General features: G+C 72.7%; 20 protein-coding genes. 7 read left to right on the forward strand and 13 right to left on the reverse strand.

Going from position 1 to position 24,942, the window contains the following annotated elements; translation table 11 throughout:
- Nucleotides 1-5: 5 nt before the first annotated feature.
- From ACGFIQ_RS07550 to ACGFIQ_RS07580, 7 genes are all read right to left on the reverse strand, one after another.
- Nucleotides 6-560 (reverse strand): dihydrofolate reductase family protein, encoded by a 555-nt coding sequence (locus ACGFIQ_RS07550; RefSeq protein WP_393240729.1) that lies wholly within the window; start codon nt 558-560, stop codon nt 6-8.
- A gap of 74 nt (nt 561-634) precedes the next feature.
- Complete coding sequence (locus ACGFIQ_RS07555) at nt 635-1,183, reverse strand: hypothetical protein (RefSeq protein WP_393240732.1); 549 nt, start codon at nt 1,181-1,183, stop codon at nt 635-637.
- Between the two features lie 60 nt (nt 1,184-1,243).
- Nucleotides 1,244-3,088, reverse strand: coding sequence for a S9 family peptidase (locus ACGFIQ_RS07560; RefSeq protein ID WP_393240735.1), 1,845 nt, complete (start codon nt 3,086-3,088; stop codon nt 1,244-1,246).
- Nucleotides 3,089-4,867 carry an N-acetylglutaminylglutamine amidotransferase gene (locus tag ACGFIQ_RS07565; protein WP_393240738.1) on the reverse strand — a complete coding sequence of 593 codons (1,779 nt, stop codon included), beginning with the start codon at nt 4,865-4,867 and terminating at the stop codon, nt 3,089-3,091.
- Between the two features lie 99 nt (nt 4,868-4,966).
- Nucleotides 4,967-7,636, reverse strand: a complete 2,670-nt coding sequence (locus ACGFIQ_RS07570) for a glutamate--cysteine ligase (protein WP_393240741.1) — start codon at nt 7,634-7,636, stop codon at nt 4,967-4,969.
- 353 nt (nt 7,637-7,989) lie between these two features.
- On the reverse strand, nt 7,990-8,781 hold the full coding sequence (locus tag ACGFIQ_RS07575) for a glycoside hydrolase family 5 protein (RefSeq protein ID WP_393240744.1): 792 nt from the start codon (nt 8,779-8,781) through the stop codon (nt 7,990-7,992).
- 210 nt (nt 8,782-8,991) lie between these two features.
- The gene (locus tag ACGFIQ_RS07580; protein ID WP_393240747.1) at nt 8,992-9,153 is read right to left on the reverse strand and encodes a hypothetical protein; all 162 of its coding nucleotides are present in this window, start codon (nt 9,151-9,153) and stop codon (nt 8,992-8,994) included.
- A 68-nt stretch (nt 9,154-9,221) separates the two neighbouring features.
- On the opposite strand from ACGFIQ_RS07580, the gene ACGFIQ_RS07585 reads away from it, so the two are divergent.
- Nucleotides 9,222-10,199, forward strand: a complete 978-nt coding sequence (locus ACGFIQ_RS07585) for an aldo/keto reductase (protein ID WP_393240750.1) — start codon at nt 9,222-9,224, stop codon at nt 10,197-10,199.
- 22 nt (nt 10,200-10,221) lie between these two features.
- On the opposite strand, the gene ACGFIQ_RS07590 is transcribed toward ACGFIQ_RS07585, so the two are convergent.
- Together ACGFIQ_RS07590 and ACGFIQ_RS07595 are read right to left on the reverse strand one after the other, a co-directional pair.
- Nucleotides 10,222-10,965: a YqjF family protein gene (locus tag ACGFIQ_RS07590; RefSeq protein WP_393240753.1), complete on the reverse strand. Its 744-nt coding sequence runs from the start codon at nt 10,963-10,965 to the stop codon at nt 10,222-10,224.
- A gap of 14 nt (nt 10,966-10,979) precedes the next feature.
- Nucleotides 10,980-12,206, reverse strand: coding sequence for a winged helix DNA-binding domain-containing protein (locus ACGFIQ_RS07595; RefSeq protein WP_393240756.1), 1,227 nt, complete (start codon nt 12,204-12,206; stop codon nt 10,980-10,982).
- Between the two features lie 272 nt (nt 12,207-12,478).
- Between ACGFIQ_RS07595 and ACGFIQ_RS07600 the strand changes: the two genes are divergently transcribed.
- The 3 genes from ACGFIQ_RS07600 to ACGFIQ_RS07610 all read left to right on the forward strand — a co-directional run bounded on the left by ACGFIQ_RS07600 (nt 12,479) and on the right by ACGFIQ_RS07610 (nt 14,972).
- On the forward strand, nt 12,479-13,402 hold the full coding sequence (locus ACGFIQ_RS07600; protein WP_393240759.1) for an RNA polymerase sigma factor: 924 nt from the start codon (nt 12,479-12,481) through the stop codon (nt 13,400-13,402).
- Nucleotides 13,403-13,514: 112 nt separating this feature from the next.
- Complete coding sequence (locus ACGFIQ_RS07605) at nt 13,515-14,399, forward strand: alpha/beta fold hydrolase (protein WP_393240762.1); 885 nt, start codon at nt 13,515-13,517, stop codon at nt 14,397-14,399.
- A gap of 111 nt (nt 14,400-14,510) precedes the next feature.
- Nucleotides 14,511-14,972 (forward strand): DUF5709 domain-containing protein, encoded by a 462-nt coding sequence (locus tag ACGFIQ_RS07610; RefSeq protein ID WP_357063820.1) that lies wholly within the window; start codon nt 14,511-14,513, stop codon nt 14,970-14,972.
- A gap of 54 nt (nt 14,973-15,026) precedes the next feature.
- Here the strand turns inward: ACGFIQ_RS07610 and ACGFIQ_RS07615 are convergent, their stop codons facing one another.
- Together ACGFIQ_RS07615 and ACGFIQ_RS07620 are read right to left on the reverse strand one after the other, a co-directional pair.
- Nucleotides 15,027-16,607, reverse strand: a complete 1,581-nt coding sequence (locus tag ACGFIQ_RS07615; protein WP_393240765.1) for a DHA2 family efflux MFS transporter permease subunit — start codon at nt 16,605-16,607, stop codon at nt 15,027-15,029.
- A 232-nt stretch (nt 16,608-16,839) separates the two neighbouring features.
- Nucleotides 16,840-17,688, reverse strand: a complete 849-nt coding sequence (locus ACGFIQ_RS07620) for a LysR family transcriptional regulator (protein WP_393240768.1) — start codon at nt 17,686-17,688, stop codon at nt 16,840-16,842.
- Between the two features lie 138 nt (nt 17,689-17,826).
- Between ACGFIQ_RS07620 and ACGFIQ_RS07625 the strand changes: the two genes are divergently transcribed.
- The 3 genes from ACGFIQ_RS07625 to ACGFIQ_RS07635 all read left to right on the forward strand — a co-directional run bounded on the left by ACGFIQ_RS07625 (nt 17,827) and on the right by ACGFIQ_RS07635 (nt 21,439).
- Nucleotides 17,827-18,558: an SDR family oxidoreductase gene (locus tag ACGFIQ_RS07625; protein ID WP_393240771.1), complete on the forward strand. Its 732-nt coding sequence runs from the start codon at nt 17,827-17,829 to the stop codon at nt 18,556-18,558.
- A gap of 281 nt (nt 18,559-18,839) precedes the next feature.
- Nucleotides 18,840-19,673, forward strand: coding sequence for a helix-turn-helix transcriptional regulator (locus tag ACGFIQ_RS07630; protein WP_393240774.1), 834 nt, complete (start codon nt 18,840-18,842; stop codon nt 19,671-19,673).
- A 158-nt stretch (nt 19,674-19,831) separates the two neighbouring features.
- Nucleotides 19,832-21,439 (forward strand): ricin-type beta-trefoil lectin domain protein, encoded by a 1,608-nt coding sequence (locus ACGFIQ_RS07635; RefSeq protein ID WP_393240777.1) that lies wholly within the window; start codon nt 19,832-19,834, stop codon nt 21,437-21,439.
- A 56-nt stretch (nt 21,440-21,495) separates the two neighbouring features.
- Here ACGFIQ_RS07635 and ACGFIQ_RS07640 read toward each other — a convergent pair whose 3' ends face one another.
- On the reverse strand, nt 21,496-24,027 hold the full coding sequence (locus ACGFIQ_RS07640; protein ID WP_393240780.1) for an FtsX-like permease family protein: 2,532 nt from the start codon (nt 24,025-24,027) through the stop codon (nt 21,496-21,498).
- Nucleotides 24,024-24,782, reverse strand: a complete 759-nt coding sequence (locus tag ACGFIQ_RS07645; RefSeq protein ID WP_393240783.1) for an ABC transporter ATP-binding protein — start codon at nt 24,780-24,782, stop codon at nt 24,024-24,026. The genes ACGFIQ_RS07640 and ACGFIQ_RS07645 overlap by 4 nt, the downstream gene beginning before the upstream one ends.
- Nucleotides 24,783-24,942: the final 160 nt, after the last annotated feature.

The following is a 24,942-nucleotide window of genomic DNA, read 5'->3' on the forward strand; positions in this document are numbered from 1 at the left end:
TCTGGTCAGGCCGGCGTCTTCGGCGCGTACGAGGCGACGATCACGCCGCTCTTGTGCACCCGGGTGTCGACCAGGTCGAACGAGGCCTTGAAATCGGGAAGCGCCGCCGTCAGGGTGGCACCGCCCTCCAGCACGGGGTGGATCCAGAACCGGACCTCGTCCACCAGACCCGCCCTGATCAGTTGGGCGGTCACCGAGCCGAAGCCGTACTGGATGATGTTCTTGCCCTCCTGGGCCTTGAGCGCGGTGACCGCCTCGACCAGGTCACCCTGGAGCACCTCGGTGTTGTTCCAGGTGGGGTCGGTCAGGGTGGTCGAGGCGACGTACTTCTTGACGTTGTTGAAGTACGCCGCGCCCGTGGTCGGGTCACTCTCGTCCATGTTCGGCCACGCGGCGGAGAAGCCGTCGTAGGTGGCCCGGCCCATCAGCATCGCGTCGGCCTCGGTGGTCTGCGCCCCGGCGAGGCTGGCGGCCTCCTCGTCGAAGTACGGCATGGTCCACATGGGGTTGTCGATGACGCCGTCGAGGGTGATGTAGGTCGAGTTGACGAGCTTGCGCATCGGAATTCTCCTGGGTTTTCGTCGTGTTCTCCGGTGACACCCAGAACTCTGCCGATCTCCACTTACGATTCGCTTCAGACGCCCTTACCGTCGCCCGGGTCGGTCAGTGGCAGGGGCAGCGCCGGCGTGGTCACCGTGGCACCGCCCGTCGAGTGCGCCGGCGCGGGGCGGTCCCCGGTGCGGCTGTGCAGGCGTCCGCGCCCGGCGGGCCCAGCCCGGCGGGTCACCTCGACTGTCACCATCCGCACCGGCGGTGGCGGCACGGTGAACCGCCCGACTCCCCACCGCACCCAGAGCGGGATGCGGCCGGCGTCCGCCTCGGCGAGCAGCTTCTGCACCGTACGGGCCCGGTCGGTGTGGTCGACCTCCACGACGACCGGCGGGCCGTCCGGGCGGGCGCACGCCACGTCGAGGACCGAGTGCCGCTGCTGCAGCGGCGGTGGCAACGGCAGCACGCTCGGCGCGCGCCGGTAGACCCGCCAGCCCTGGGCCTCGGCCCACCCCGCCACCGCGTCGATCACCCGTGCGGTGACCGCGTCGACGTCCAGGTCGACGAACGTCACCTCGGCCAGCCACCGACTGAGGTCCGCGGCCAACCGCTCGCCCTGCGTCGTGACCTCCACCGGCGCAGGATAACGCCTCAGCCGACGGTGCCCGCGGTCGCGGCGAGGTGCCGGGTCAGCTCAGCCGACCGTGGTCGCGGTCGCGGCGAGGTGTCGGGTGAGCCAGGCGGTGGTGGCCGTGCGGGCCGCCTCCTGGTTGGCCCGGGCCAGGAAGTCGTGCCCCTCGCCGGCGAGCACCAGATGCCCGTGCGGTACGTCCCGGGCGGCGAGGGCCTGCGCCACCTGCGCCGACTCGCCGGCCGGCACGTTCGTGTCGTTCGCCCCGTGGATGAGCAGCACCGGCACCTCCAGCCGGTCGATGTGGGTCAGCGGCGACAGGTCACGCAGCAGCTCGGCGTCCCGCTGCGGATCGCCGTACTTGCTCACGGCGGCGGCGGCGATCCACGGCTCGGTGCCGGCGTAGAAGGTGTGGAAGTCGGAGATACCGCACTCGGCGACCCCGGCGGCGAACAGCCCGGGGAAGTTCACCAGCACCGCGAGGACCAGGTAACCACCGTAGGAACGACCCAGGCAGCCGAGCTGACCGGGCCGGGCGATGCCGGCGTCGACGAGGTACTCGCCGCAGGCCGCCACGTCGGCGATCGCACCGTAGCGGCCGGCGAGGTTGTCGGCGGCGACGAAGGAGCGGCCGAACCCGGACGACCCCCGGACGTTGGGCGCGAAGACGGCGACGCCCTGTGCCACGAGGGCCTGGAACAGCGGGTGGTAGCCGGGCCGCTCCTGCGCCTCCGGGCCACCGTGCAGGCTGATGGCGGTCGGCCAGGGGCCGGGCCCGGCCGGGCGGTACAGCCAGCCGGACAGCGGTAACCCGTCGTGGGCGCGCAGGTCGACGAGTTGTGGCGCGACGCCGCCGCCGCTCGTAGGAGTGGTCGTGGTGCTCGGCCGCAGCGGGCGCGGCGCGGCGGTGGACGCGTCGACCAGCCAGACCTCCCGCGGCTGCACCGGCCCCTGCGCGGTCACACAGAGCAGGTCGCCGCCGGCGGCGAAGACGGCGTCGTCGAGCACCTCCCCGGGGGCGGCGACGGCCCGTTGCACGCCGTCGGCGAGGTCGAGCAGGCTCAGCTCGCTGCGCCCGCCGTAGGTGTTCCACAGCAGCGCGGCGCGGCGCCCGTCCGGGCTCGGCGCCACGTGTTCCAACTCGGCGTCCGGTCGTCCGGCGAGCCGGGTCGGCGGCCGTTCCGGTCGGGTCAGGTCGACCCGCACCAGCGCGGCCAGCTCCGAGAACGCGTCGGTGCGGGCCAGCACGGTCGTGCCGTCCGGGCCGAACCAGCCCTGGTCGGTGCTGCCCCGCCCGGTGTCCGGGAACAACCGCCGCCGCTCGCCCGTCGCCACGTCGAGCAACTCCAACCAGCGGGCGTTACGGGGGCCCCGGCGCAGCAGCACGGCATCGGCGTCCGGGGTCACGTCCAGGAGCGTGAGCAGGTCACCCTCGGCGAGCACCCGCCGCTGCCCGGTGTCCGCGTCGACCAGGACGGCCCGGCCGTGCTCGTCGGTCTCGGTGACCATCAGGACCGCACTGCCGGGCAGCCAGCCGGCCAGCGCGGCGCTGCGCCGGCCGAACCCGGCGACCTGGCGGCGTCGCGTACCGTCCGGGCGCAGCACCCACAGCTCGGTGCGGGGCGCGCCACCGGGTGCGATGACGCAGGCCAGCCACCGCCCGTCCGGGGACCAGCTCAGCGTCAACACCGGCTCGTCGCCGGTGGGCAGCGCGACGGCCTCGGCGGTGTCGACGTCGCGAACCCAGACGCGCGGGCTGCCGCCCTGGTCGGAGAGGTACGCCACCCGGCGGCCGTCGGGCGACGGCGCGGGACGGTACTCCTCGACCACGGGCACCGGCACCACCGGCCGAGGGCTGGCGGGTCGGGTCCGCCGGATGGTACGCGGCACCTCGGTCCGTACGCTCATCTAAACCCCGATCCGCTGCAACCAGAGCTCCAGCAGCCCGAGCTGCCAGAGCGCGTTGGAACCCAGCGTGGTCCGCCGGGTGTTCGGCGCGTCCAGCAATTCCTCCAGGTAGTCCTTGCGGAACAGGCCCCGCTCGCGCGCCGACTGGGCGGTCAGCGCGTCGCGGACGTCGTCGAGCAGTGGGCCGGACAGGTGCCGGATGGCGGGCACCGGAAAGTAGCCCTTCGGCCGGTCGATCACCTCGTCCGGGACGATGCCCCGGCTCGCCGCCTTGAGCACGCCCTTGCCGCCCTGGGCCAGCTTCAACGCGGGCGGGCAGGCGGCGGCCAGCTCGACCACCTCGTGGTCGAGGAACGGCACGCGGGCCTCCAGCCCCCAGGCCATCGTCATGTTGTCGACCCGTTTGACCGGATCGTCGACAAGCATGACCAGGCTGTCCTGGCGCAGTGCCGCGTCCAGCGCGGTGTCCGCGCCGGGCGCGCCGAAGTGGGCGGTGACGAACTCCAGGCTCGCGTCGTGGTCGAGCATCCACTCGGGCGCCAGGTGGCCGGCGAGCGCGTCGTGCCGACGGTCGAAGAACACCCGGGCGTACGCCTCGACGGCGTCCGCGCGGGCCACGTTCGCCATCGGCGGGTACCAGTCGTAGCCGGCGAGGATCTCGTCGGCGCCCTGCCCGGACTGCACCACCGTGATCCGCTGCGAGACCTCCTCGGAGAGCAGGTGGAACGCGACGCAGTCGTGGCTGACCATCGGCTCGCTCATCGCCGCGATGGCGTCGTGCACGGCGGGGACGAACCGGCTGGCACCGATGCGGATCTGGTGGTGGTCGGTGTCGAAGTGGCGGGCCACCAGGTCGGAGTAGTGGAACTCGTCGCCGCTCTCCCCCGCCGCCGCCTCGAACCCGATGCTGAAGGTGGCCAGCCCGGTCTGGCCCTGCTCGGCCAGCAACGCGACGATCAGGCTGGAGTCGAGCCCGCCGGAGAGCAGCACCCCGACCGGCACGTCGGCGACCATGCGTCGGCGTACGGCGGTGCGCAACGCCGCCATGAGCCGTTCCTGCCACTCGTCGGCGGACATCGGATCGGCGGCGGCCCGGCTGAACTCCGGCTGCCAGTAGAGCGTGTCGGTGCTCCGGCCGTCCGCGGTGATCACCCGCACGGTGGCCGGCGGGAGTTTGCGGACCCCGGCGAGGATCGTGCGCGGTGCCGGCACCACCGAGTGGAAACTCATGTAGTGGTGCAGCGCCACCGGGTCGAGGTCGGTGTCCACGTCACCGGCGGCGAGCAACGCCGGCAGCGTCGAGGCGAACCGGATGCGGCCCGGCCCCTGGGCCAGGTAGAGCGGCTTGATGCCGAGCCGGTCGCGGGCCAGCACCAGGGTGTGCGTGGCCAGCTCGACCAGGGCGAACGCGAACATCCCGTAGAAGCGTTCGACGCAGGCCGTCCCCCACCTGTGGTACGCCTTGAGGATCACCTCGGTGTCGGAGGTCGAGCGGAAGGAGTAGCCCAGGCCGGTCAGCTCGTCGCGCAGCTCCCGGTAGTTGTAGATGCAGCCGTTGAAGACCAGGGCCAGACCCAGCTCGGGGTCGACCATGGGCTGGGCTCCGCCGTCGGAGAGGTCGATGATGCGCAACCGGCGGTGCACCAGGGCCACCGGCCCGTGCTGCCACCGCCCCTCGCCGTCCGGGCCCCGGGAGGCCAGGGCGGGGAGCATCCGCTCGACGGCGGCCAGGTCCGATGACGCCCCGTCGAGGCGTAACTCGCCTCCGATACCGCACATGGCACACACCTCTCATCGGCTCGGGTCCGCTCGGGCCGCTGACCGGTCCAGGTTTGGCGGACCGGGTTGCGTACCGATGACGGGATGGTCAAGCGTGGGTTACACCGAATTCTGCTCGGCCGCGCCGAGCAACCAGGTGTCCTTCGACCCACCGCCTCGCGAAGAGTTGACGATCATGCTGCCGGCCGGCGCCACCCGGGTCAGCGCCACCGGCGCGACCTCGGCCTGCTCGCCGAGGAACACGAAGGCCCGCAGGTCGACGTGGCGGGGCGCGAGCGCCGCGCCGTCGAAGACCGGGTGGGTGGTGAGCGAGACCATCTCCTGGGCGATCCACCGGTGCGGGGCCGCGAGGATCTGCTCCCGGACGGCGTCCAACTCCTCCGCCTCGGCCCGTGGGCCGATCACCACCCGGTCGCCGCCGTACCCGTCGACGGGCTTGAGCACCAACTCGTCGAGCCGGCCCAGCACCTCGGCCCGCTGCTCGGGCAGCCCGCACAGGTACGTCGGCACGTCCCCCAACAGGGGTTTCTCGCCCAGGTAGTACTCGATAAGTCGGGGCACGTACGCGTACAGCGCCTTGTCGTCGCCGACGCCGTTGCCCAGCGCGTTGGCGAGCGTGAGCCGCCCGGCGTGCACGGCGGCGAGCAACGGCCAGCCCAGCGGCACCCCGTCCGCGCCCGGCGCGTGCAGCAGGGCCTCCTCGTCCATCCGCAGGTAGAGCACGTCGACCCGACTGCGGCTGCCCGCGCGGACCAGCCAGACCCGACCCTCCTGCACCAGCAGGTCGCTGGTCTCGGTCAGCGGCACACCCATCTCGTCGGCGAGCAGCCGATGCTCGAACCAGGCGGGATCACCCGGGCCACTGCTGAGCACCACCAGGGCGGGTTCGTCGGCCGCGGGGGGCGCGGCGGCGAGCAACGCCCGGTACAGCATCGCCGGCGTCTCGTCGGCGGACAGCAGGTCCGGCGGCACCGGCAGCTCCGGCAGCACCGCCTGGGTCAGCCGGCGGTTCTGCACCGCGTAGCCGAGTCCGGAGGGCACCCGCAGGTTGTCCTCCAGGACGTACCAGCCGCCGTCCGGGTCCCGGACGAGGTCGGTCCCGGACACCTGGGCGCGGGTGCCCCGACGGCCCATCAGCGCGCCGGTCGGGCGCAGGCCGGGCGAGGACTCCACCACCCACGCCGGCACCACGCCGTCGGCCACCACGGCCCGGTCGCCGTAGACGTCGCACAGGAACGCGTCCAGGGCGCGGGCGCGTTGCACCAGGCCGGTGCGCAGCGTCCGCCAGTCGGCGGCCGGCACCACGCGGGGCACCAGGTCCACCGGGAAGAGCCGGGTGCTCGCCTCGCCGGCCACACTGAACGTCACGCCGCGGGCGCGCTGCTCCTCGTCCCGGTCGTGCTCGCGCTGTCGGAGGGCGCCGGCACCGAGTCGGCGCAGGGCCGCCAGGATCGGGCCGTACGCCGGCTCCGGCCCGCTCGCTCCGAAGACCTCGTCGCCGGCATCGGCGTACGTGGGCAGCACCGGCGGTGTGGGCGCACCCGGCGGTGCCTCGCGGACCCGGCCCCGGGTCTCGTCGAGGAGCAGATCCACCACGTCGGCCAACCGGCCGCGACGCTCGTACGCCCGGCGCTGCCGCGCCGCGGAGCTGCCGCGCTCCAGGGCGTACCGGGTCAGCTCGCGGATCTGCTCCCAGTCGCCGGTCGCCTCCAACTGCGGGCGCAGGTCGGTCACCAGGCGGCGGACCGCCTCGGCGGCCGGCACCGGCCGGGCCGAGCGGGGCAGGTCGAGCAGGTCGCCCTCCAGCCCGGAGCGGGCCGCCCGCCACACCGCGGCGCGCAGCACCGGTGGTCGCACGGCGGTGCGCTCGACCCCGGCACGCAGGGCGGCGACCTCCCGCCGGACCAGTGCCCGGAACAGGCCGGTGAGCAGGACGATGGTCTCCACGTCGGCGTTGGCGTCGGTGATCCGCAACTCCACGGTGGGCACGTGCGCCGACGGCCGGATATCGAAATAGATCATGGCGGGGTCGGTGATCGTTTCGGAGGAGATCAGCTCGGCGACCAGCGCCTCGTGATCCGCCGCGCTCGTCACCTCGCCCGGGTCACCCGCCGTGGGCCAGCGCTGCCAGACCAGCGACCGGACGCTGGCGTAGCCGCTGTCCTGACCCATCCAGTACGGCGAACTGGTGGACAGGGCGAGCAGCACCGGCAACCACGGCTGGACCCGGCGGGTGACCGCGACGGCCAGGTCCCGGTCGGTCACCCCGACGTGCACCTGCGCACCGCAGATCAGCTGCTCCCGCGCGAGCAACTGGTACTCGTCGAGCATCCGCCGGTACCGGGACGTGGGGGTGACGCTCGGATCGCCGTCGGCGCGCAGCGGCACCGTGCCGGCCGCCACGATGCCCAGCCCGGCCCGGTCGGCCACCTGGACGGCCAACTGGCGCAGCCGGGTCAGTTCGGCGCGGATCTCGTCCAGGGTGCGGCAGACCGCGGTGTTGGTCTCCACCACACTGCGGTGCAATTCCGCGGTGAACGAGTCGGCCGGCAGCCGGTCGAGCAACTCCCCGGCCCGGGGCACCAACTCCCGGGTGTGCAGGTCGACGACGTGGAACTCCTCCTCCACGCCGATCGTGGCCAGATCCGCCGGGTCGCCGTCGTCGAGGGTCACGGTCGGGTTGGCGCGTGGTGTGGGCAGTGCGCGGCCGTTGCCGGACCGGCCCATCGGCCCGTCGAACGTCGGCACGTTTGTGGTGTTGTCGGCCATGGTCACCCCGGTTCGCGTGTCGGTGGTCGTGGCTGTCCGACGAGCGTTCCCAGGTTTGGTACCGGGGGTGTTTCTGGCGCGTTAAGGTGGCGGACCGTTCTGCTGGCATCCCGCCGACGCGCGGTGGGAGCAGGTGCGGTCGCGGGTCGGCGCAGAATGTGGACAAATACCGCCCCGACCCCTACCGAGCTGGCCGGATCGGCTCCCGGTCGGCCTCCTGCCAGGCGCGCCGCAGCAGGGCGGTGAACGCGTGGCACCAGGGAAGGCCGTCTGGTCGATCACCGCGATCGGCTGTGCCGGGCAGTGCGAGTTGGTAGCCGCGGCCGCCGTCATCTCGTTCAGCGATTCGCCGGTCACCTTCCGGGTCGTGTCGGCAACGCCGAGCCGCCGCAGGCCGAGCCGAAGCAGCTGCATGGAGGTGAAATGGAGGTGAAGTGGCCGTAGTTCCACACGGCTGCCTGCGACCAGGTCGGGGTGCCGAGTACGACGATGTTGTCCGGGTCGGCGGCACGGATCGCGGAGACCACCGCCTGGTGGTACGGCTTGATGACGTTGGTCCAGCTCACCTGCAACGGCTCGTTGTACGGCTCCCAGATGACGTTGGGCAGGTGGCCGTAGCGGCGGGCCAGGTCGCCGAAGAACGCAACCGCCTGGGACTGGTTGTTCTGTGCCTCGTGCGCGTGCCAGTCGACGATGACGTACACCCCGGCGCTGACCGCGTTGTTGATGATGGTCTCCACCTGCGCCCGCGCCTTGCCCGGGTTACTCAGGTACGCGCCGGCCGGCTCCACGCCCATCGACGCACGGATCACCTGGAGGTTCCAGTTGTCGCGCATCCAGGTCAACGCGGAGAGATTCTCGGCGTACGGGGCCGTCTCCCAGTTGAGCCACATGCTGCTGATGCCACGCAACTGCACCCGCGCACCGGACCTGTCGCACATCGTCGTGCCGCAGACCCGTAGCTGCCCGTGCCGCTCGACCGGAGTGCCGGTGGTCGGCGGCGGGGTCGTCGGTGGCGGAGTGGTCGTCGCGTCGGCGGCGGCCGCGATCCGCGTCGCCGCCTGGTCGGCTCGCCGGGACAGCGCCTTCCGCGCTTCCGGGCGTTCGGCACGGTCGTGAGCGCGGCCCGACCTCCCCTCCCCCACACGGTGGAGCGCTTCCGCCGGGCCGGCACCGTCGTCCTCTGCACCAACCTGGTCTCGGGAACGACCTCGATGGTGGCGGTCGGAGGTGCGGTGGGTCGCGACGGGTCGTACCGGATCAGCGAGAGGGCGGGCCGGACGCAGCCAGAGCCGGAGACCGCCCCGAACGGGACGGTCCCCCGGGGCGCTCAGGCCGTGGGGCGTATGTGCGCCTCAGTGCAGGACGGTGCCGTACGACGGCTGGCCCGCCACCTCGTAGGTGGCGTAGACGACGCCCGCCGTGGTGGTGCCCTCGGCGAAGAGCCGTTTTCCCTGGCCGAGGACCACCGGGAAGATCAGCAGGCGGTACTCGTCGCCGGAGGCGGTGCTCCCCACAATGGACCGACCCTACTGGCCCGCGACGCCGAGTGCGGGTCGGCCGCGCCGGGTCGTAGCGTAGGCGCATGCGAACCACCACACTGGGCAACGCAGGTCCCGAGGTCGGCGTCATCGGTCTCGGGTGCATGGGCATGACCCACGCGTACGACGTCACCGGCCCGCGCGACGACGACACCTCGATCTCGGTCATCCACCAGGCCCTCGACCTGGGCGCCACCCTGATCGACACGTCGGACGTGTACGGGCCGTACACCAACGAGGAGCTGGTCGGACGGGCGCTGGCCGGCGGTCACCGCGAGCGGGCCGTCCTGGCGACGAAGGCCGGCCTGGTGGTCACCTCCCCCACCGGCGGTCCCGGCAACCTCGCGAAGATCGGCAACAACGGCCGCCCGGAGCACATCCGCGCGGCGATCGACGACAGCCTGCGTCGGCTCGGCACCGACCACGTGGACCTCGACCAGCTCCACCGGGTCGACCCGGAGGTGCCGATCGAGGAGTCCTGGGGTGCGATGGCCGAGGCTGTGGCGGCGGGCAAGGCACGCCAGCTCGGGCTGTCCGAGGTGACGGTGGCCCAGATCGCGCGGGCCCAGGCGGTGCACCCGGTGGCGTCGGTGCAGTCCGAGCTGTCGCTGTGGACCCGCGACCCGCTGGCCGAGGTGCTGCCGTACTGCGTCGAGCAGGGCATCGCCTTCCTGCCGTTCTCGCCGCTGGGTCGCGGTTTCCTCGCCGGCCGGTTCGCCTCGTTCGACGACCTGCCCGCCGACGACTTCCGTCGTGGTCTGCCCCGTTTCCAACAGGAGGCGCTGCGCGCCAACCTCGCCATCGTCGCCCGGGTCCGCGAGATCGCCGACCGGGCCGGGGTCAGCCCCGCGCAGGTCGCCCTCGCCTGGGTGGTGGCCCAGGGTGACCAGGTCATCCCGATCCCCGGCACCAAGACCCCGAAGTACCTGGCGGACAACTGCGCCGCCGGAGACGTGCGGCTCAGCGCCGAGGATCTGGCCGACCTGGACGCGCTGCCCGCACCGGAGGGCGGTCGCTACTGAGGCCGCGGCGGCCCGGCACCGCTCAGCCGGGCCGCCGCAGTGCCATCGGCGGGCCGAACCTGACCCCGACGCCAGGCGAGTAGAGCACGCTGACCGGCGCCCCGACCGGCGCCGGCAGCCCCGCGGCGCTGACCAACTCGTCGTCCAGGTGCAGCAGCTCGGCCCGGTGCAGCGGCCAACGCGGATGCCAGTTCGGCAGGTGCAGTGTGCGCCCGTGCGCCCGCGTGTGCAGCCCCCAACGCGCGGTGACGAAGTGCTCCAGAGGGCTCGGCGCGCTGATCCGCTCCCCCACCCGCACCACCATCCGGCTCGTCGCACCCGCCGGGCCGGGCCAGCGCCGACGGCACCGGTAGTCGCGGCGGTCACCGTCGCAGTCCAACCGCATCGACGACCAGAGGTACGGCAGACGCAGCGTCGCCCGGGCCACCAGCACCGGCACCAGGCGGGACGCGTCCAGCGAGCGGAACACCACGGCTCGCCGGCCGGTGTCGTCGACGGAGTACAACCGGACGTTGGTCTCGGCGAAGGTGCCGAAATAGGGCACACCCGGACCGCGGCCGAAGCCCAGCCCGACCATCCGGAAGCCGATCAGGCCGACGAAGCTCACGCCGTCCACCGTGTCCGGACGGGTGCCGGCCGGCAGCAGCGGCGCGACGATCTCCGGGGCGACGGCCCAGTGCAGGAAGGTGAGATCTTCCCAGCGTTGTCGCAGGACCGCCCGGGGGAACGCCTGCCGGGGTGCGTGGTCGACCGGTTCGATGTCCACGCCCTCATCCTGACTCAGGCGTGCGGGCCGACGTCCACAGTTCCGATCGTCAACGACGGCTTGCCTTCCAGAATGTGGCCGACCCGCTCGACCTCCTCGGCCAACGCCCGGCGCCGACCGGCGCCGAGCGCCCGCAACGGCTCGACGGTGATGCGGATCGTGCGCCCGGAGCGACGCTGGTGCCACACCCCGGCGACCGTCCCGTCCACGAGCAGCACCGGAAAGTTGCCGGCCTGTCCACCGGCCAGCGCCCGCTCGGCGGCGGCACCGGGAAAGACCTGCTCGCGGGGGTGGCAGCCGACCGCGTACGCGTCGAAGTAGGGCAGTAACCGCAACCCGGACGGCGGATCGTCCGGAAAGTCGGTGTCGCCGGCCACCACCCACGCCCGCGTGCCGGCGACGGTGACCTCGGTGAGATCCTGCGACCGGAACACCCCGGTCGCCCACCGCTCGGTCACCGACAGCCACTTGGCGAACTGGGCCGGGGTGGCCGGCCCGTACGCGTACAGGTAGCGGCGGACGAGGTCGGCCAGCGCCGCCGGGCCGGCCAGCGGCGTGAACCCCGGTAGCCAGCGGGCCGGGCTGGTGTAGGTGGTGGCGCGTCCCCGGGTCGGGCCGTGGCACATCACCCCGCCCCGGGTGGCGGCCGACATCGCGGCCATCCACCGGGGCCACCGGTCCTGGAAGGCCTCCATGACCCGTTCGCCCGCCCACGCACCGGTGCGGGCGACGACCTCCTCGGTCAGCTCGGCGGTGGTCAGCTCGGCCCGCGCCAACGCGTCGGCGATGGCCGCGAGGACCTGCTCGTGCTGCTCGGGAGTCAACAGCCCGCGGCTCTGCTCCCACGGCGGGGCGGGCATCGCGCTCAGCGCGCCGGTCCACATCGGCAGGTCCGCGGCGGCGAGCAGGTGCACCGTCCCGCGCGGCCCACGGGTCTTGACCAGGGTGCGGTCCTCCCAGAGCGCCTGACGCACCAGCGCGCGAGTCGCGCCGGGGACGCGGAGGCCGACGGACAGCTCGGCGGCGGAGGCGACCTGGGCGTGCGCGCCGCACATCGTCGACACCACGTCGGCGACGCGGTCGGCGGCCGGCGTCGCAGCCGGGCCTGAGACCGGCGCGGCGGCCGGGTCCGTGGCAGCTGGGTCGGCGGCCGGGTCCGTGGCAGCTGGGTCGGCCGGTGCCGCGAGGCCGTGTCGCGCCAGCCGCCGGGCGGACACCTGCGCCCAGCTCAGCTCGGTCACGGCCGGCCCCCGTCGGCCGCGCACGAGGGTGGGGCTTCGAGAGCGTGTCTGGTCACGTCGACCACGCTACGACCGACGTACGTCACTTTTCGGCAGCCGCCGCCGGCGCGGCCTGGCGGGCCGGCCTCATCGCCGACGGGGCTGGGCCCCCTGCCGGCTCCGGGGATCGACACCTTCACTCGTCGTAGGCTTGGTAGCGGCGACAGGCACCGAACTGAACCGACCAGACCGCCGCGAACAGGACACCTCGGGACGTGCAGGAGGCCGTACGCGTGACGCAGGGTGACACGGAGCTGGTGCTGCTCGCGCAGGCGGGAGACGTGGCGGCGCTCGGTGCGCTGCTGGCCCGCCACGAGGCCGAGATGCGGGCCGTGGCGCTGGGCGTCCTCGGCTACGGACCGGATGCCGAGGACGCGGTGCAGGACGCGATGGTGGTGGCGTTGCGCCGGATCGGCGAGGTCCGCGACCCGGCGGCCGTCGGCCCGTGGTTGCGCGCCATCGTGCGCAACAACAGTCGGATGACGGTGCGCGGGCACCGAGCCGTCCCGGTCGCCGAGCCGGAGTGGTTCGCCGGCCCCGCCGACACGCCAACCCCGGAGGAGGCACTGGACCGGGCCGCGATGCGCGACTGGGTGTGGCACGCCATCGGGCAGCTCTCCGAGCCGGACCGGCTGGTCACCCTACTGCGGTACTTCAGCGACGCGTCCTCGTACGAACAGATCGCGGCCGTGTGTGGTGTGCCGGTCGGCACCGTCCGCAGCCGCCTCAGCCATGCCCGCCGCGCCCTCACCGGCGGCCTGCGGGCGGCGGCGGGCGCGGCGCACACCGACGTCACCGCGACGAACGCGGCACGGTGGCGGGAGGGCCGCGACATGATCGCCACGGCGATGGGCGGCGACTTCGACCGGGTGGTCCGCGAGAGCTGGTGGCCGGACGCCGAGATGATCGTGCCGGGAGGGCCGCGCGGCGGCCGTGACCTGGCCGTCGCGGGCATGGACCGCGACCTGACGGCCGGGGTACGCCAGCGGCTGCGCAACGTCGTCGCCAGCGGCGACGTGCTGATCTGGGAAACCGACCTGATCAGCCCGCCCGACGACCCGGAGCACTGCCCACCGGCGGCGCTGTGGTTGCAGGTGCTGCGCGAGGGCCGGGTGCGCCAACTCACCCTCTTCCATCCCGTGCCCGCACTGCTCTGAAAAACCTCCCCGACCGAGCGAACTTTCCCGTCGTCTCGCGCATCTGGTTCGCGTCATGCACCAGTCGCCGTGTCGGCAACCGCCGCACGGGTCGCGGATCGGGAGATAGCTCATGGGTTCCACCAGCCACGACGTCAGCGCCCTCGCACCGGGTGCCCACACGTTCCTCGTCGGCGGCGTTCGGCAGGTCTACCACGTCGCCGGCAGCGGCCCGGTGTGCGTGGCGCACTCCGGCGGCCCCGGCATCGAGTGGGCGTATCTGCGGACGCCCAGCCTGGAAGAGCACTTCACGATGGTGTACGTCGAGCCGGTCGGCACGGGCGCCTCGGGACGGCTCGACGATCCCGCCGGCTACCGTCTCGACACGTATGTCCGGTTCCTCGACGCCGTCGTCCAGCACCTCGGCGAACCTCGGGTGTACCTGCTCGGGCACTCGCACGGCGGTTTCGTCATCCAGCGGTACGCGCTCGCACACCCGGACCGGGTCGCCGGTCTCGCCCTGTACGACACCTCGCCCGTCACCGGGGCCGAGTTCTGGGCCGAGGCGATGGCCGGGCTCGCCGCGTACCCGCAGCGGCACCCGGACCGGCCGGAGGCGGCGGCGGTGCCGGCCGCCTTCGGGCAGATCGGCGCTGCCACCGACGACGAGTCGTTGGCGACCGCCCTGCGCGCCGCCCTTCCGGTCTACTTCGCGGACTTCTGGGGCCGGCAGGACGAATTCGCACCGCTTCAGGCCGCTGTCCGGATCTCGTTGGCACCGGCGACCGCGCAGGACCCGGCGCCCTTCGACGTGCGGGAGAACCTGGCCGAGATCACCGCTCCCGCCGTGGTGATCGTCGGCGCGTACGACTTCATCTGCCCTCCGCGCCGCGCCGAGGAGCTGCACGCGGGCCTGAAGGACTCGCGGCTGGTGCTGCTGGAGCGCAGCGGGCACTTCGCGCACGTCGAGCAGCCGGTGGAGTTCACCGAGGCCGTGGTGGAGCTGCTCAGGCGCTGAACCGGTGCGGCCGCCGGTCGGTTCGTCACAGCGGGCAGGGCTCGGGGTGCGTTCGCGTTGCACGGTCATAGGCTGGGCACTTTGGTGCACCGTGACGAAGAGGAGACCGCCGTGAGCCAGACCGAGCGGATGGATTCCGTCGACGAGTGGAACGTGGCCGAGGACGACGGCGTCCTGGACGCCTCCGACACCCTCGACGACGACCGGGTCGGTGACCCCCTGGACACCGGCATCATCGCCGAGGATCACTGGACCGCGGCCAACCGGTTCGGCACCACGCCGGCCGAGGAGCGGGCCGGTGAGTCCCTGGCGCAGCACCTTGCCCAGGAGGTGCCGGATGTCGACCCGTACGCCGAGGGCGGCGACGACGAGGACGAGCTGACCCGCCGGGGGTACGAGAGCGAGGCGCGCGCCGGCCGTCTCGTCGCCTACGACGAGGGCGTCCGCGAGGACGACGAAGCCGAGTCGGTCGCCTGGGACGCCGGGATCGACGCGGGCGCCGCCAGCGCCGAGGAAGCGGCGATCCACGTGGTCGAGGAGCCGGACGGCCCCGGCGACGGCCCGTTGCGCTGACGCCGTACCCGCCGCGCTCGGCACCTCGCGGGGTGCCGGGCGCGGCGGGGTCGGTCAGTGGATGATGACGGGCGTCTTGACCTGCTCGCCCGGCACGTCGTCGAGCCGCGCCGGCTGACGTCGGCGCGGCAGCAGGGCCGCCGGGACGAACGTGAGCACGGCCAACGCGAACGCGACCCAGAACGTGGTGGCGAACGACTTGGCGGCGAAGTCGAGCCCGCGGTCGATGATCGACAGGTCCACCGGCATCTGTTGGAGCAGCTCCGGCCGTTGCCGGGAGGCGATGGCCAGCCCGGCCTCGGTGATCGGCTTGCCGCTCTCGTCGACCAGGCCGGGGATCGGCCGGGAACCGTTCAGCTCGTTGGTGAGGATCACCGACATGACGGCGGCGCCGACCGAGCCGCCGATCTGCTGGAGGATGTTGACAAGCGTCGAGCCGCGCGCCACGTCGTTGGCCGACAACGTCCGCAGCGCCGACGTCATGATCGGCATCATCGTGCCGCCCATGCCCAGGCCCATCACGAACAGCGACCCGCCGAGCAGCCAGTACGAGGTCTGCGGGTCGACCTGGGTGAAGCTGAAGAACCCGGCGACGATGAGCACCAGCGCGAACGGGACGGTCCGCCCGATCGGCACCCGGTCGGCCAGCGTGCCGGCGATCGGCATGGTGATCATCGCGCCGATGCCCTGCGGGGCCATCAGCAGGCCGGCGGTCAGCGTCGTCTCGCCACGCACCTGCAGGAAGTAGCTCGGGAACAGCAGACCGGCGCCCATGAACGCGATGATGAACACGAACAGCGTCAGCGACGCGACGGTCAGGCTGCGGTTGCGGAACAGCCGCAGGTCGAGCAGCGGGTGCCGGGGCTTGAACGAGTAGAGCACGAACGCCACCACGAGCGCGCCGCCGACGAGCATCGGCGCCCAGACCTTGGTCGCGGCGAAGGTGCCCGCCTCCGGCAGCGACGACACGCCGTAGAGGAAGAGGGCCAGGCCCGGCGAGAGCATCAGCATGCCGACGAAGTCGAACGACTCGGACGGCTCGGGGGCGTCCTTCGGCAGCGCCACCTGCGCGTAGATCAGGGCGACGACGCCGATCGGCAGGTTGATCAGGAAGATCCAGTGCCAGCTCGCGGTGTCGATCAGCCAGCCACCGAGGATCGGGCCGCCGATCGGGCCGAGCAGCATCGGGATGCCGAGGACGGCCATCAGCCGGCCGATGCGGTGTGGGCCGGCCGCGCGGGTCATGATGGTCATGCCCAGCGGCATGAGCATGCCGCCGCCGAGGCCCTGCAGCACGCGGTAACCGATCAGCTCGCCGATCGTGTCGGCGGTGGCGCAGAGCCCCGACCCGATCGTGAACAGGGCCAACGCCACCATGTAGAGGCGTTTGGTGCCGAACCGGTCGGCTGCCCAGCCACTGAGCGGGATCACGGTGGCCAGCGCGAGGGTGTAGGCGGTCATCGTCCACGCGACGCGGGCGTACGACGCGTCGAACTCACTCTGGAATTTGGGCAGCGCCACGCTGACCACCGTCACGTCGAGGATCGACATGATCGCGCCGAGGACGACGACGCCTGCCACCTTGAGCACCGCGGCGTCGAGTTTGTCCGATGTCGCGATGGATTGCTGTGTCACTAACTCTCCTGAAGTCGATTGAGCGCCGGATGGTGGGCGGTGGCGACGTGCCGCGCCTGCACCGGCGCGTGACGCGACGTACTCGGGGACGACGCGCGCTGGCAGACTAACCGTCAGTTGTGACGGTTCGCCGCCAGGTTTTGTGACCGCCCGGCAGCGAAAACCCGATCAGCCGTCCCGTTGCGGCCGGCAAGGGGCTTCGACACAGGCCCTACAGGCGGAGACACAGGCCCTACAGGCGGACCGCGGTCCGGATCAGCCCGGCGAGGGCCAGGGATCGACTGTGCGGCGGCCACGCGATCACCGTCGTCACGGTTGGCGCGTCCAGCACCGGCACGGCGACGAGATCGCGGCGCAGGTCGGCCCGGCACGACTCGGGCAGGACCGCCGACGCTCGGCCGAGCGCGATCAGCTGGTACAGCTGCGTGCTGTCCCGTACCTGCGGACCGGGTCCGTCCTGGTAGGTGCCGTCGGGGCCGGGGCGGCGGGGCGGCGGCAGGTCGGGCAGCGCGGTGACGTCGGCCATCCGCACCTGGGCCTGGGCGGCGAGGGGGTGCCCGGCCGGCAGGACCACAACCTGCCCCTCCGTGCGCAGTTCCTCGGTGTCCAGTCCGACCGTCGAGTCGAACGGCCGGTGCAGCAGCGCCACGTCCGCCCGCCCGTCGCGCAACAGTCGCTCCTGCTCGCCGATCCCGCACAGCAGCACCTCGACGGAGACCGCGCCAGGCTCGGAGGCGTACGCGTCGAGCAGCTTCGACAGCAACTCGCCGGACGCTCCAGCCTTCGTGACGAGGACCAGGCCGGGATGGCCGGCCCCGACGAGGGCCGCACGGCGGGTACGACGCTCGGCGGCCTCGACCGCGTCGAGGGCCGCCCGACCCTCGACCAGCAGCACCGAGCCGGCCTCGGTCAGCGCGACGGTGCGGCTGGTGCGTTCCAGCAGCGCCACCCCGAGCCGCCGTTCCAACTGCGCGATCGCCCGCGACAGTGGCGGCTGCGCGATCCCGAGCCGCTGCGCGGCGCGCCCGAAGTGCAACTCCTCGGCGACCGCGACGAAATATCGCAGCTCACGCGTCTCCATTCCGCAACGGTACCGACGGCACGGCATGGCGCGTCCCGCTCGGGCGTCTACGGCGTGGCCTCGATGGATACCCGTGAGGTATCGGCGCCCACTCAAGCGGTGTTGGCGGTCCGCTGTGGCGCGGACAGGATCGGACGCATGAGCCAAACGACAATCGCGCTGGTCACCGGCGCGAACAAGGGAATCGGGTACGAGATCGCGGCCGGCCTGGGCGCCCTCGGGTGGAGCGTCGGGGTCGGCGCTCGGGACGACACGCGCCGAGAAGCCGCAGTGGAGAAGTTGCGCGTGGCCGGCGTCGACGCGTTCGGTGTGCCACTGGACGTGACCGACGACACGAGCGTGGCCGCCGCCGTCCGGCTGGTCGAGGAACGTGCCGGCGGCCTCGACGTACTCGTCAACAATGCCGGCGTCACCGGCGGTGTGCCGCAGGAGCCGACCACTGTCAACCTCGCGGTCGTACGGACGGCGGTGGAGACCAACGTGATCGGCGTCATCCGCGTCACCAACGCCATGCTGCCCCTGCTGCGTCGCTCGGCGTCACCGCGGATCGTGAACATGTCCAGCGGCGTCGGCTCCCTCACCCGGCAGAGCGGCTCCACCGACGAGTTGGCGACCGGCCCGCTCGCCGTCGCGTACGCGCCGTCGAAGACGTTCCTCAACGCCGTCACCGTCCAGTACGCCAAGGAATTGCGCGACACGAACATCCTGATCAACGCCGCCTGCCCCGGCTTCGTCGCGACCGACCTCAACGGCTTCCGCGGCGTCCGTACCCCGCAACAGGGTGCGGCGATCGCGGTCCGACTCGCGACCCTGCCCGACGACGGGCCTACCGGCGGGTTCTTCGAGGACGCCGGTGTGGTGCCCTGGTGATCAATCGGTCTGCCGACCGCAGTAGCTGAGCGGGCGTGGGGAGTGCCGAACCCCGGTGGCACGCCGCTCAGCGCCTCGCATCCGGGCAGGCGCGGGCTGTGCCGGACCCTCGCCGCGCGCCCTCGCACCGCCCCCGGTAGGTGGTCGGCCGTGCCGGACCCTGGTCGCGCGCCTCTCCCTTGCCCCGGCGGAACATCGCACCCCTGCCCGCCTGTTGCACCCGGTGTGCCGGCCCTCGCCGGCACCCACCGATCCGACTCCGGGTGGAAGGATGAGGCACCGTGGACCGCGCCCCGCTCGCCAGCTTTCTGCGCACCCGCCGCGCGGCCCTTCAGCCCGAGGACGTCGGGTTGCCCCGGGGTCCGCGTCGGCGCACCGGTGGGCTTCGGCGCGAGGAAGTCGCCACGTTGAGCGGGATGTCCACCGACTACTACAGCCGGCTGGAGCAGCAACGCGGGCCGCGCCCCTCGGAGCAGATGCTCACCGCGCTGGCTCGTGGCCTGCGGCTCTCCCTGGCCGAACGGGACCACCTGTTCCAGCTCGCCGGCCACGCCGTCCCGCACCGGACGATACGGGCCGAGCACGTCAACCCCGGCATGATGCGGATCCTCGACCGGATGCACGACACCCCCGCACAGGTGGTGAACCACCTCGGGGAGACCCTGGCGCAGACCGCACCGGCCATCGCCCTGCTCGGCGACGAGACCCGGCACACCGGGCTGGCCCGCAGCGCGCACCACCGCTGGTTCACCGACCCGACGGCACGGCAGTTGCACCCGGCGGAGGACCACCCCGCGCAGAGCCGGCTGTTCGTGGCAAGTCTGCACGCCTCGTACACCCGTGACGGCCGGGGGTCGCGGGCGGCGGCGCTCGTCGACGACCTGTTGGCCCGCAGCGCGGAGTTCGCCCAGCTGTGGCGGGAGCACCCGGTGCCGGCCGGCCACTGCCCGCCGAAGCGCTTCCTGCACCCGGAGGTCGGTGCGTTGGAGCTGCACTGCCAGACCCTGGTGGACCCCGACGAGTCCCAGACGCTGCTGGTCTTCACCGCCGTGCCCGGCTCGGCGAGCGACGAGAAACTGCGGCTGCTCGCCGCCGTCGGCGGCCAGCTCGTCTGATCGCGGTCAGCGGCGCAACGTGGTGGACAAGGTGCTCAAGGGTGCGTCCATGCACCCGTAACGGCATCCGCGGCGACTAAGACATTGATGTCGGTGCACATGACTGTAATGATTAACACACTTTACAGTTGGCTTCGCCGCCCCGGAAGGACCCCGACATGGCGCGACGACTGGCCGGGCCCGCGCCCCGCCGCCCCCGCATCAGACTGACCGCCGTGCTCGCGGCGGCCCTGCTCGCCGTACCGACCGCCCTGGTGCTCGGCGTCGCACCCGCCGTGGCGGCCGCGACGGGCGCCATCACCGGGTACGGCGGCAAGTGCGTCGACGTGGCCGCCGCGAACCCGGCCAACAACACAGCCGTGCAGCTCTACGCCTGCAACGGCTCGACCGCGCAACAGTGGACGGTCGCCGACGACGGCACGATCCGGGCGCTGGGCAAGTGCCTGGACATCGCCGCCGCCGGCACCGCCAACGGCGCCCGGGTGCAGATCTACGACTGCAACGGCACCGGGGCGCAGCAGTGGTCGTCCAGCGCCGGGCAGGTGGTCAACCCGACCTCCGGCAAGTGTCTCGACGCGACCGGCCAGAGCGCCGCCGACGGCACCCCGCTACAGATCTGGAGTTGCACGGGCACCGCCAACCAGACCTGGACGCTGCCCTCCGGCACCACACCACCCCCGTCCGGCGGCTTCACGCACCCCGGCGTGCTGGTCAGCCGAGGTCAGCTCGACTTCGTCCGCGGCCGGGTGCAGGCCGGGGCGCAGCCGTGGGCGTCGGCCTACAGCCAGATGATGAGCAGCCGGTACGCGTCCCTGTCGCGCACCCCGGCACCCCGGTCGGTGGTCGAGTGCGGGTCGTACTCCAACCCGAACAACGGTTGCACCGACGAGCGCGAGGACGCGATAGCCGCATACACCGACGCCCTCGCCTGGTACATCACCGGCGACGCCCGGTACGCGCAGAAGTCGATCCAGATCATGGACGCCTGGTCGGCGACCATCACCGCGCACACCGGCAGCAACGGCCCGTTGCAGACCGGCTGGGCCGCCTCGGTCTGGCCCCGCGCCGCCGAGATCATCAAGTACACGTACACCAACTGGCCCAACGCCAACCGCTTCGCCACGATGCTGCGCACCGTCTACCTGCCGGTGGTGCGCAACGGCTCGAACAGCAACGGCAACTGGGAACTGACCATGATGGAGGCGGCGGTCGGCATCTCGGTCTTCCTGGAGGACCGCAGCGCCTACGACGCGGCGGTCACCCGCTTCCTCAACCGCACCCGGGCATTCGTCTACCTGCCCAGTGACGGTGCACTGCCGTACACGGTGCCCGGCAGCGGCCTGGACACCAGCTCGGAGATCATCGGCTACTGGCAGGGCCAGTCCACATTCGTCGCCGGCCTCGCCCAGGAGACCTGCCGCGACTTCGTCCACACCGGGTACGGGATCTCCGCCATCTCGCACGTCGCGGAGACCTCCCGCATCCAGGGGCGCGACCTGTACCCGCAGGTCGGTGAGCGGTTGCGGCAGGCGCTCGGCTTCCACTCGCGCTACCAGCTCGGCGAGGCGCCGCCCTCCTGGCTCTGTGGCGGCAGCCTCACCCGGGGCCTCGGCCCGATCACCGAGGTCGGCTTCAACGCGATGAGCAACCGGCTGGGCAACGTCATGACCAACACCCAGACCCTCACGCTGCAACAGCGACCGGCCGGCAGCAACAACCTGTTCGTCGCCTGGGAGACGCTGACGCACGCCAACAACCCCAACTGAGTCCCGGCCCACCGTGGGTCGACGCCGAGGTCTCGGGCGTCGACCCACGGTGGCGGTCAGCCGTCCACCCCCAGCGCCGCCACCGGGCTGACCCTCGATGCTCGCCGGGCCGGCAGCACCCCGGCCAGCGCGGTCAACGCGACCAGCACCACGAACAGCCCGGCCAGCGGCAGCAGCGGCGCGGTCAGTGGTGCCTCGATCCCGAGGGCCTGGACCGCCAACCAGGCGTACGGGATGCCGAGCAGCAGGCCGATGGTCGCGCCGATCACCCCGTACAGGCCGGACTCGACTGTCAGCATCGTGCGCAGGCCGGTCCGGGACAGGCCGATCGCGCGGAGCAGCCCGGACTCGCGGACCCGCTCCACCACCGACAGCGCGGTCGTGGAGCCCACGCCGACGACGGCGATCAGCACGGTCAGGCCGACCAGGCCGACGGCGATCCAGACCAGGGTGCGTACCAACGAGTCGTTGCGGTCCCGTTCGTCGGCGAGCACCGTGAGCCCCACCCCGTCGGTGCCCGCGATGGCCTGTCGCAGGGCCCGCACACCGGCGGTGCGACCGTCCTCACCGGTGCCGGCCGCGTCGGCCAGCAGACCGGTGTACGCGGCCGGCACGCCAAGCCGGTCCAGGTCTGCCGGGTCGGCGAGGATGCCCGCGTGCAGCGGCCCGTCACCGGGCAGGACGGCGGCCACCCGCACGTCGACCCTGTGGCTGGCGACGGCGAGCGTGACGGTGTCGCCGGCCCGCAGACCCGCGTCCCGCGCGACCCAACTGTTGAGCACGATCCGGCCGGGGCCGCGATCGGCCAGGGCGCCCTGGGCCACGTCCAGGTCACCGGTGCTCGGCAGCGCCGCCAGGTCCAGGTCGCTTGTCGGGTAACCGGACTCGACGTCGCCGAGCCTGTCCGCACCGCGCAGCAGCGTGGCGTCGCCGACCATCCGGTACGGCACCACCCTCGCCAACGCGGCGTGTGCCGCCTCGGCCTGGGTCACCACGGCCGGCGGCAGCGTCCCACCGTTGCTGGTGACCTCGAAGTCGGTCGGTGCCGACAGCGCCATCTCGCGGTCGGCGAGGACCTGGAGCGACGCACCTCCGATCAGCACCCCGGAGATCAGGGTCACGCCGAGCGCGACCACGACGGAGACCGCCGCCGCCCGGCGTGGCGTCCCGCCGATCCCACCGACCGACATCCGCCCGAGCGGCCCGAACTGGCGCAGCGGCCACCCCACCACGGCCAACACCGGGCGCACCAGCAACGGCCCGAGGGCCACCAGCGCGAAGAACGCCAACGCGCCGGACGCGACAAGCAGGAACAGTGGCCTCGACGGGTCGTAGTTCGACTGGTCCGGCTTCGGCAACAGGCTGATCGTGGCGACCGCCGCCAGGACCGCGCCGACGGCCAGGAGCAGCCCGAGGACCAGACGTGGCACGCCGATGCCGCGGCGGCCGGCGGTGGTGCTCGCCGTGCGCAGTGCCTCCAACGGGGAGACCCGGGCGGCGGAGACCGCCGGTGCCAGCACGGCCAGCACGGTGATCACGACGGCGCCGAGCACCACCGCGACCGCCGCCGCCAGGGGCAGGCCCGGCGAGGAGACCGCCAGGCCGGACGCACGCAGGATGGCCGGCAGAGCGTGCCCGAGGGCCAGGGCGCTGGCGACCCCGACGACACCGGCGACCAACCCGGTCAGGGCTCCCTCGGCGGTCAACGCGCCCACCAGGGTGCCCCGATTCGCGCCGACCGCCCGCAGCAGCGCGAGCTGCCGCATCCGCTGGGCGAAGACGATGCGGAAGGTCGACGTGACCACCAGCGCCGCGGCGACGACCGCGATCGAGACGAACATGCCGACCAGGACGAAGAGCTTCCCGACCTCGTCGGCCGCCGCGTTCGCCTCCGCCTGGCGCACCTCGGCGCCGGAGCGGATCGGCTGGCCGGCCACCGCCGCGGTCACCCGTTGCCGGACGCTCGCCGTCGACGTGCCGGGGGCGACGCGCACGTCGACGCGCTCCACGGCCGTCAGGCGCGCCCAGCCGATCACGGCACTGTCCGGGGCGTACGCGTCGTAGCCGGCGTCGCGGCCGGCGTCGACCAGGCCGGTGACGGTCAGTGCGGCGGGTGTGGTGAGTTCGCCACCCATACCGCTGGTTTTGGTGCCGACCGACAGCCCGAGCCGCTCGGCGGTACGCGGGGTGATGGCGATCTCGCCGGGCTGGTCCGGGTAGCTGCCCTCGGTCACCCGGACCGTGGTCAGCGGGCCGGTGCCCGGATCCGACTGGAGGTTGAGGTACCCCTCGCCGATGGAGACGCCGGTCGCGACCCGGGCCGCCGCCTCGGCCACCCCGGGTACGGTCTGGATCCGCCGCGCGTCCGCCACCGTGGGTGGCAGCACGTCGGTGCTGCCGATCACCAGGTCGGTGGCGGCCGGGGTGCCGCTCAGGTTGTCCCGCACGGTCTGTTCGGTGATCTGTTGCACCAGCACCGTGCCGAAGACGACGAACGAGGCGACCAGGATCGCCAGGCCGGTCAGGATCAGCCGGCCGGGCCGCCGGGCGGCGGCGTTCGTCTGGGTACGCAGCACTGTCGCCCTCATCGGCGGGCCGCCAGGTCCCGCAGCGCGTCGGTGACCGACACCTGGTTGGGCTTGTCGATCTCGCCGGCCACCCGCCCGTCGGCGAGCAGCACCACCCGGTCGGCGTACGCGGCGGCGATCGGGTCGTGGGTGACCATGACGACGGTCTGGCCGAGGTCGCGTACCGAGTCGCGCAGGATGGTGAGCACCTCCGCGCCGGAGCGGGAGTCGAGGTTGCCGGTCGGCTCGTCGGCGAAGACCACCTCGGGTCGCGCCACCAGGGCACGGGCCAACGCGACCCGCTGTTGCTGGCCGCCGGACAGCTCGCTGGGCCGGTGGTTCAGCCGGTCACCGAGGCCGAGCACCCGCACCAGGTGCGCGAGGAGTTCGGCGTCGGGCTGCCGCCCGGCGAGGTCCAGCGGCAGGGTGATGTTCTGTGCGGCGGTGAGCTGCGGCAGCAGGTTGAAGGACTGGAAGACGAACCCGATCCGTTCCCGGCGTACCCGGGTCAGTGTCCGGTCCGACTGGCCGGTCAGGTCGGTGCCGCCGAGCAGGACGCGGCCGGAGGTGGCGGTGTCGAGACCGGCGAGGCAGTGCATCAGTGTCGACTTGCCGGACCCGGACGAGCCCATGATGGCGGTGAACTCGGCCCGGCCGAAGCCGACCGAGACCCCGTCCAGGGCACGGACGGCGGTGTCGCCGCTGCCGTACACCTTCACCAGGTCGACCGCGGCGACCGCGGCGTGGCTGGTCTCCGGCGGGGCGTGCGTTGTCATTGTTCCTCCGGTAGCTGCGGTTGTGGCCGGGCAGCCAGTGGCTGCGGTTGTGGCCCGGGCAGCCAGTGGCTGCGATGTGGCCCGGGCAGCCAGTGGCTGCGGTTGTGGCCGGGACAGCGTCGCCGCGACCGGCCGGTGGGCGCATCGGCCGGTGGCCGGG

The sequence above is a fragment of the Micromonospora sp. NPDC048898 genome, from assembly GCF_043198035.1.
Taxonomy (GTDB): domain Bacteria; phylum Actinomycetota; class Actinomycetes; order Mycobacteriales; family Micromonosporaceae; genus Micromonospora.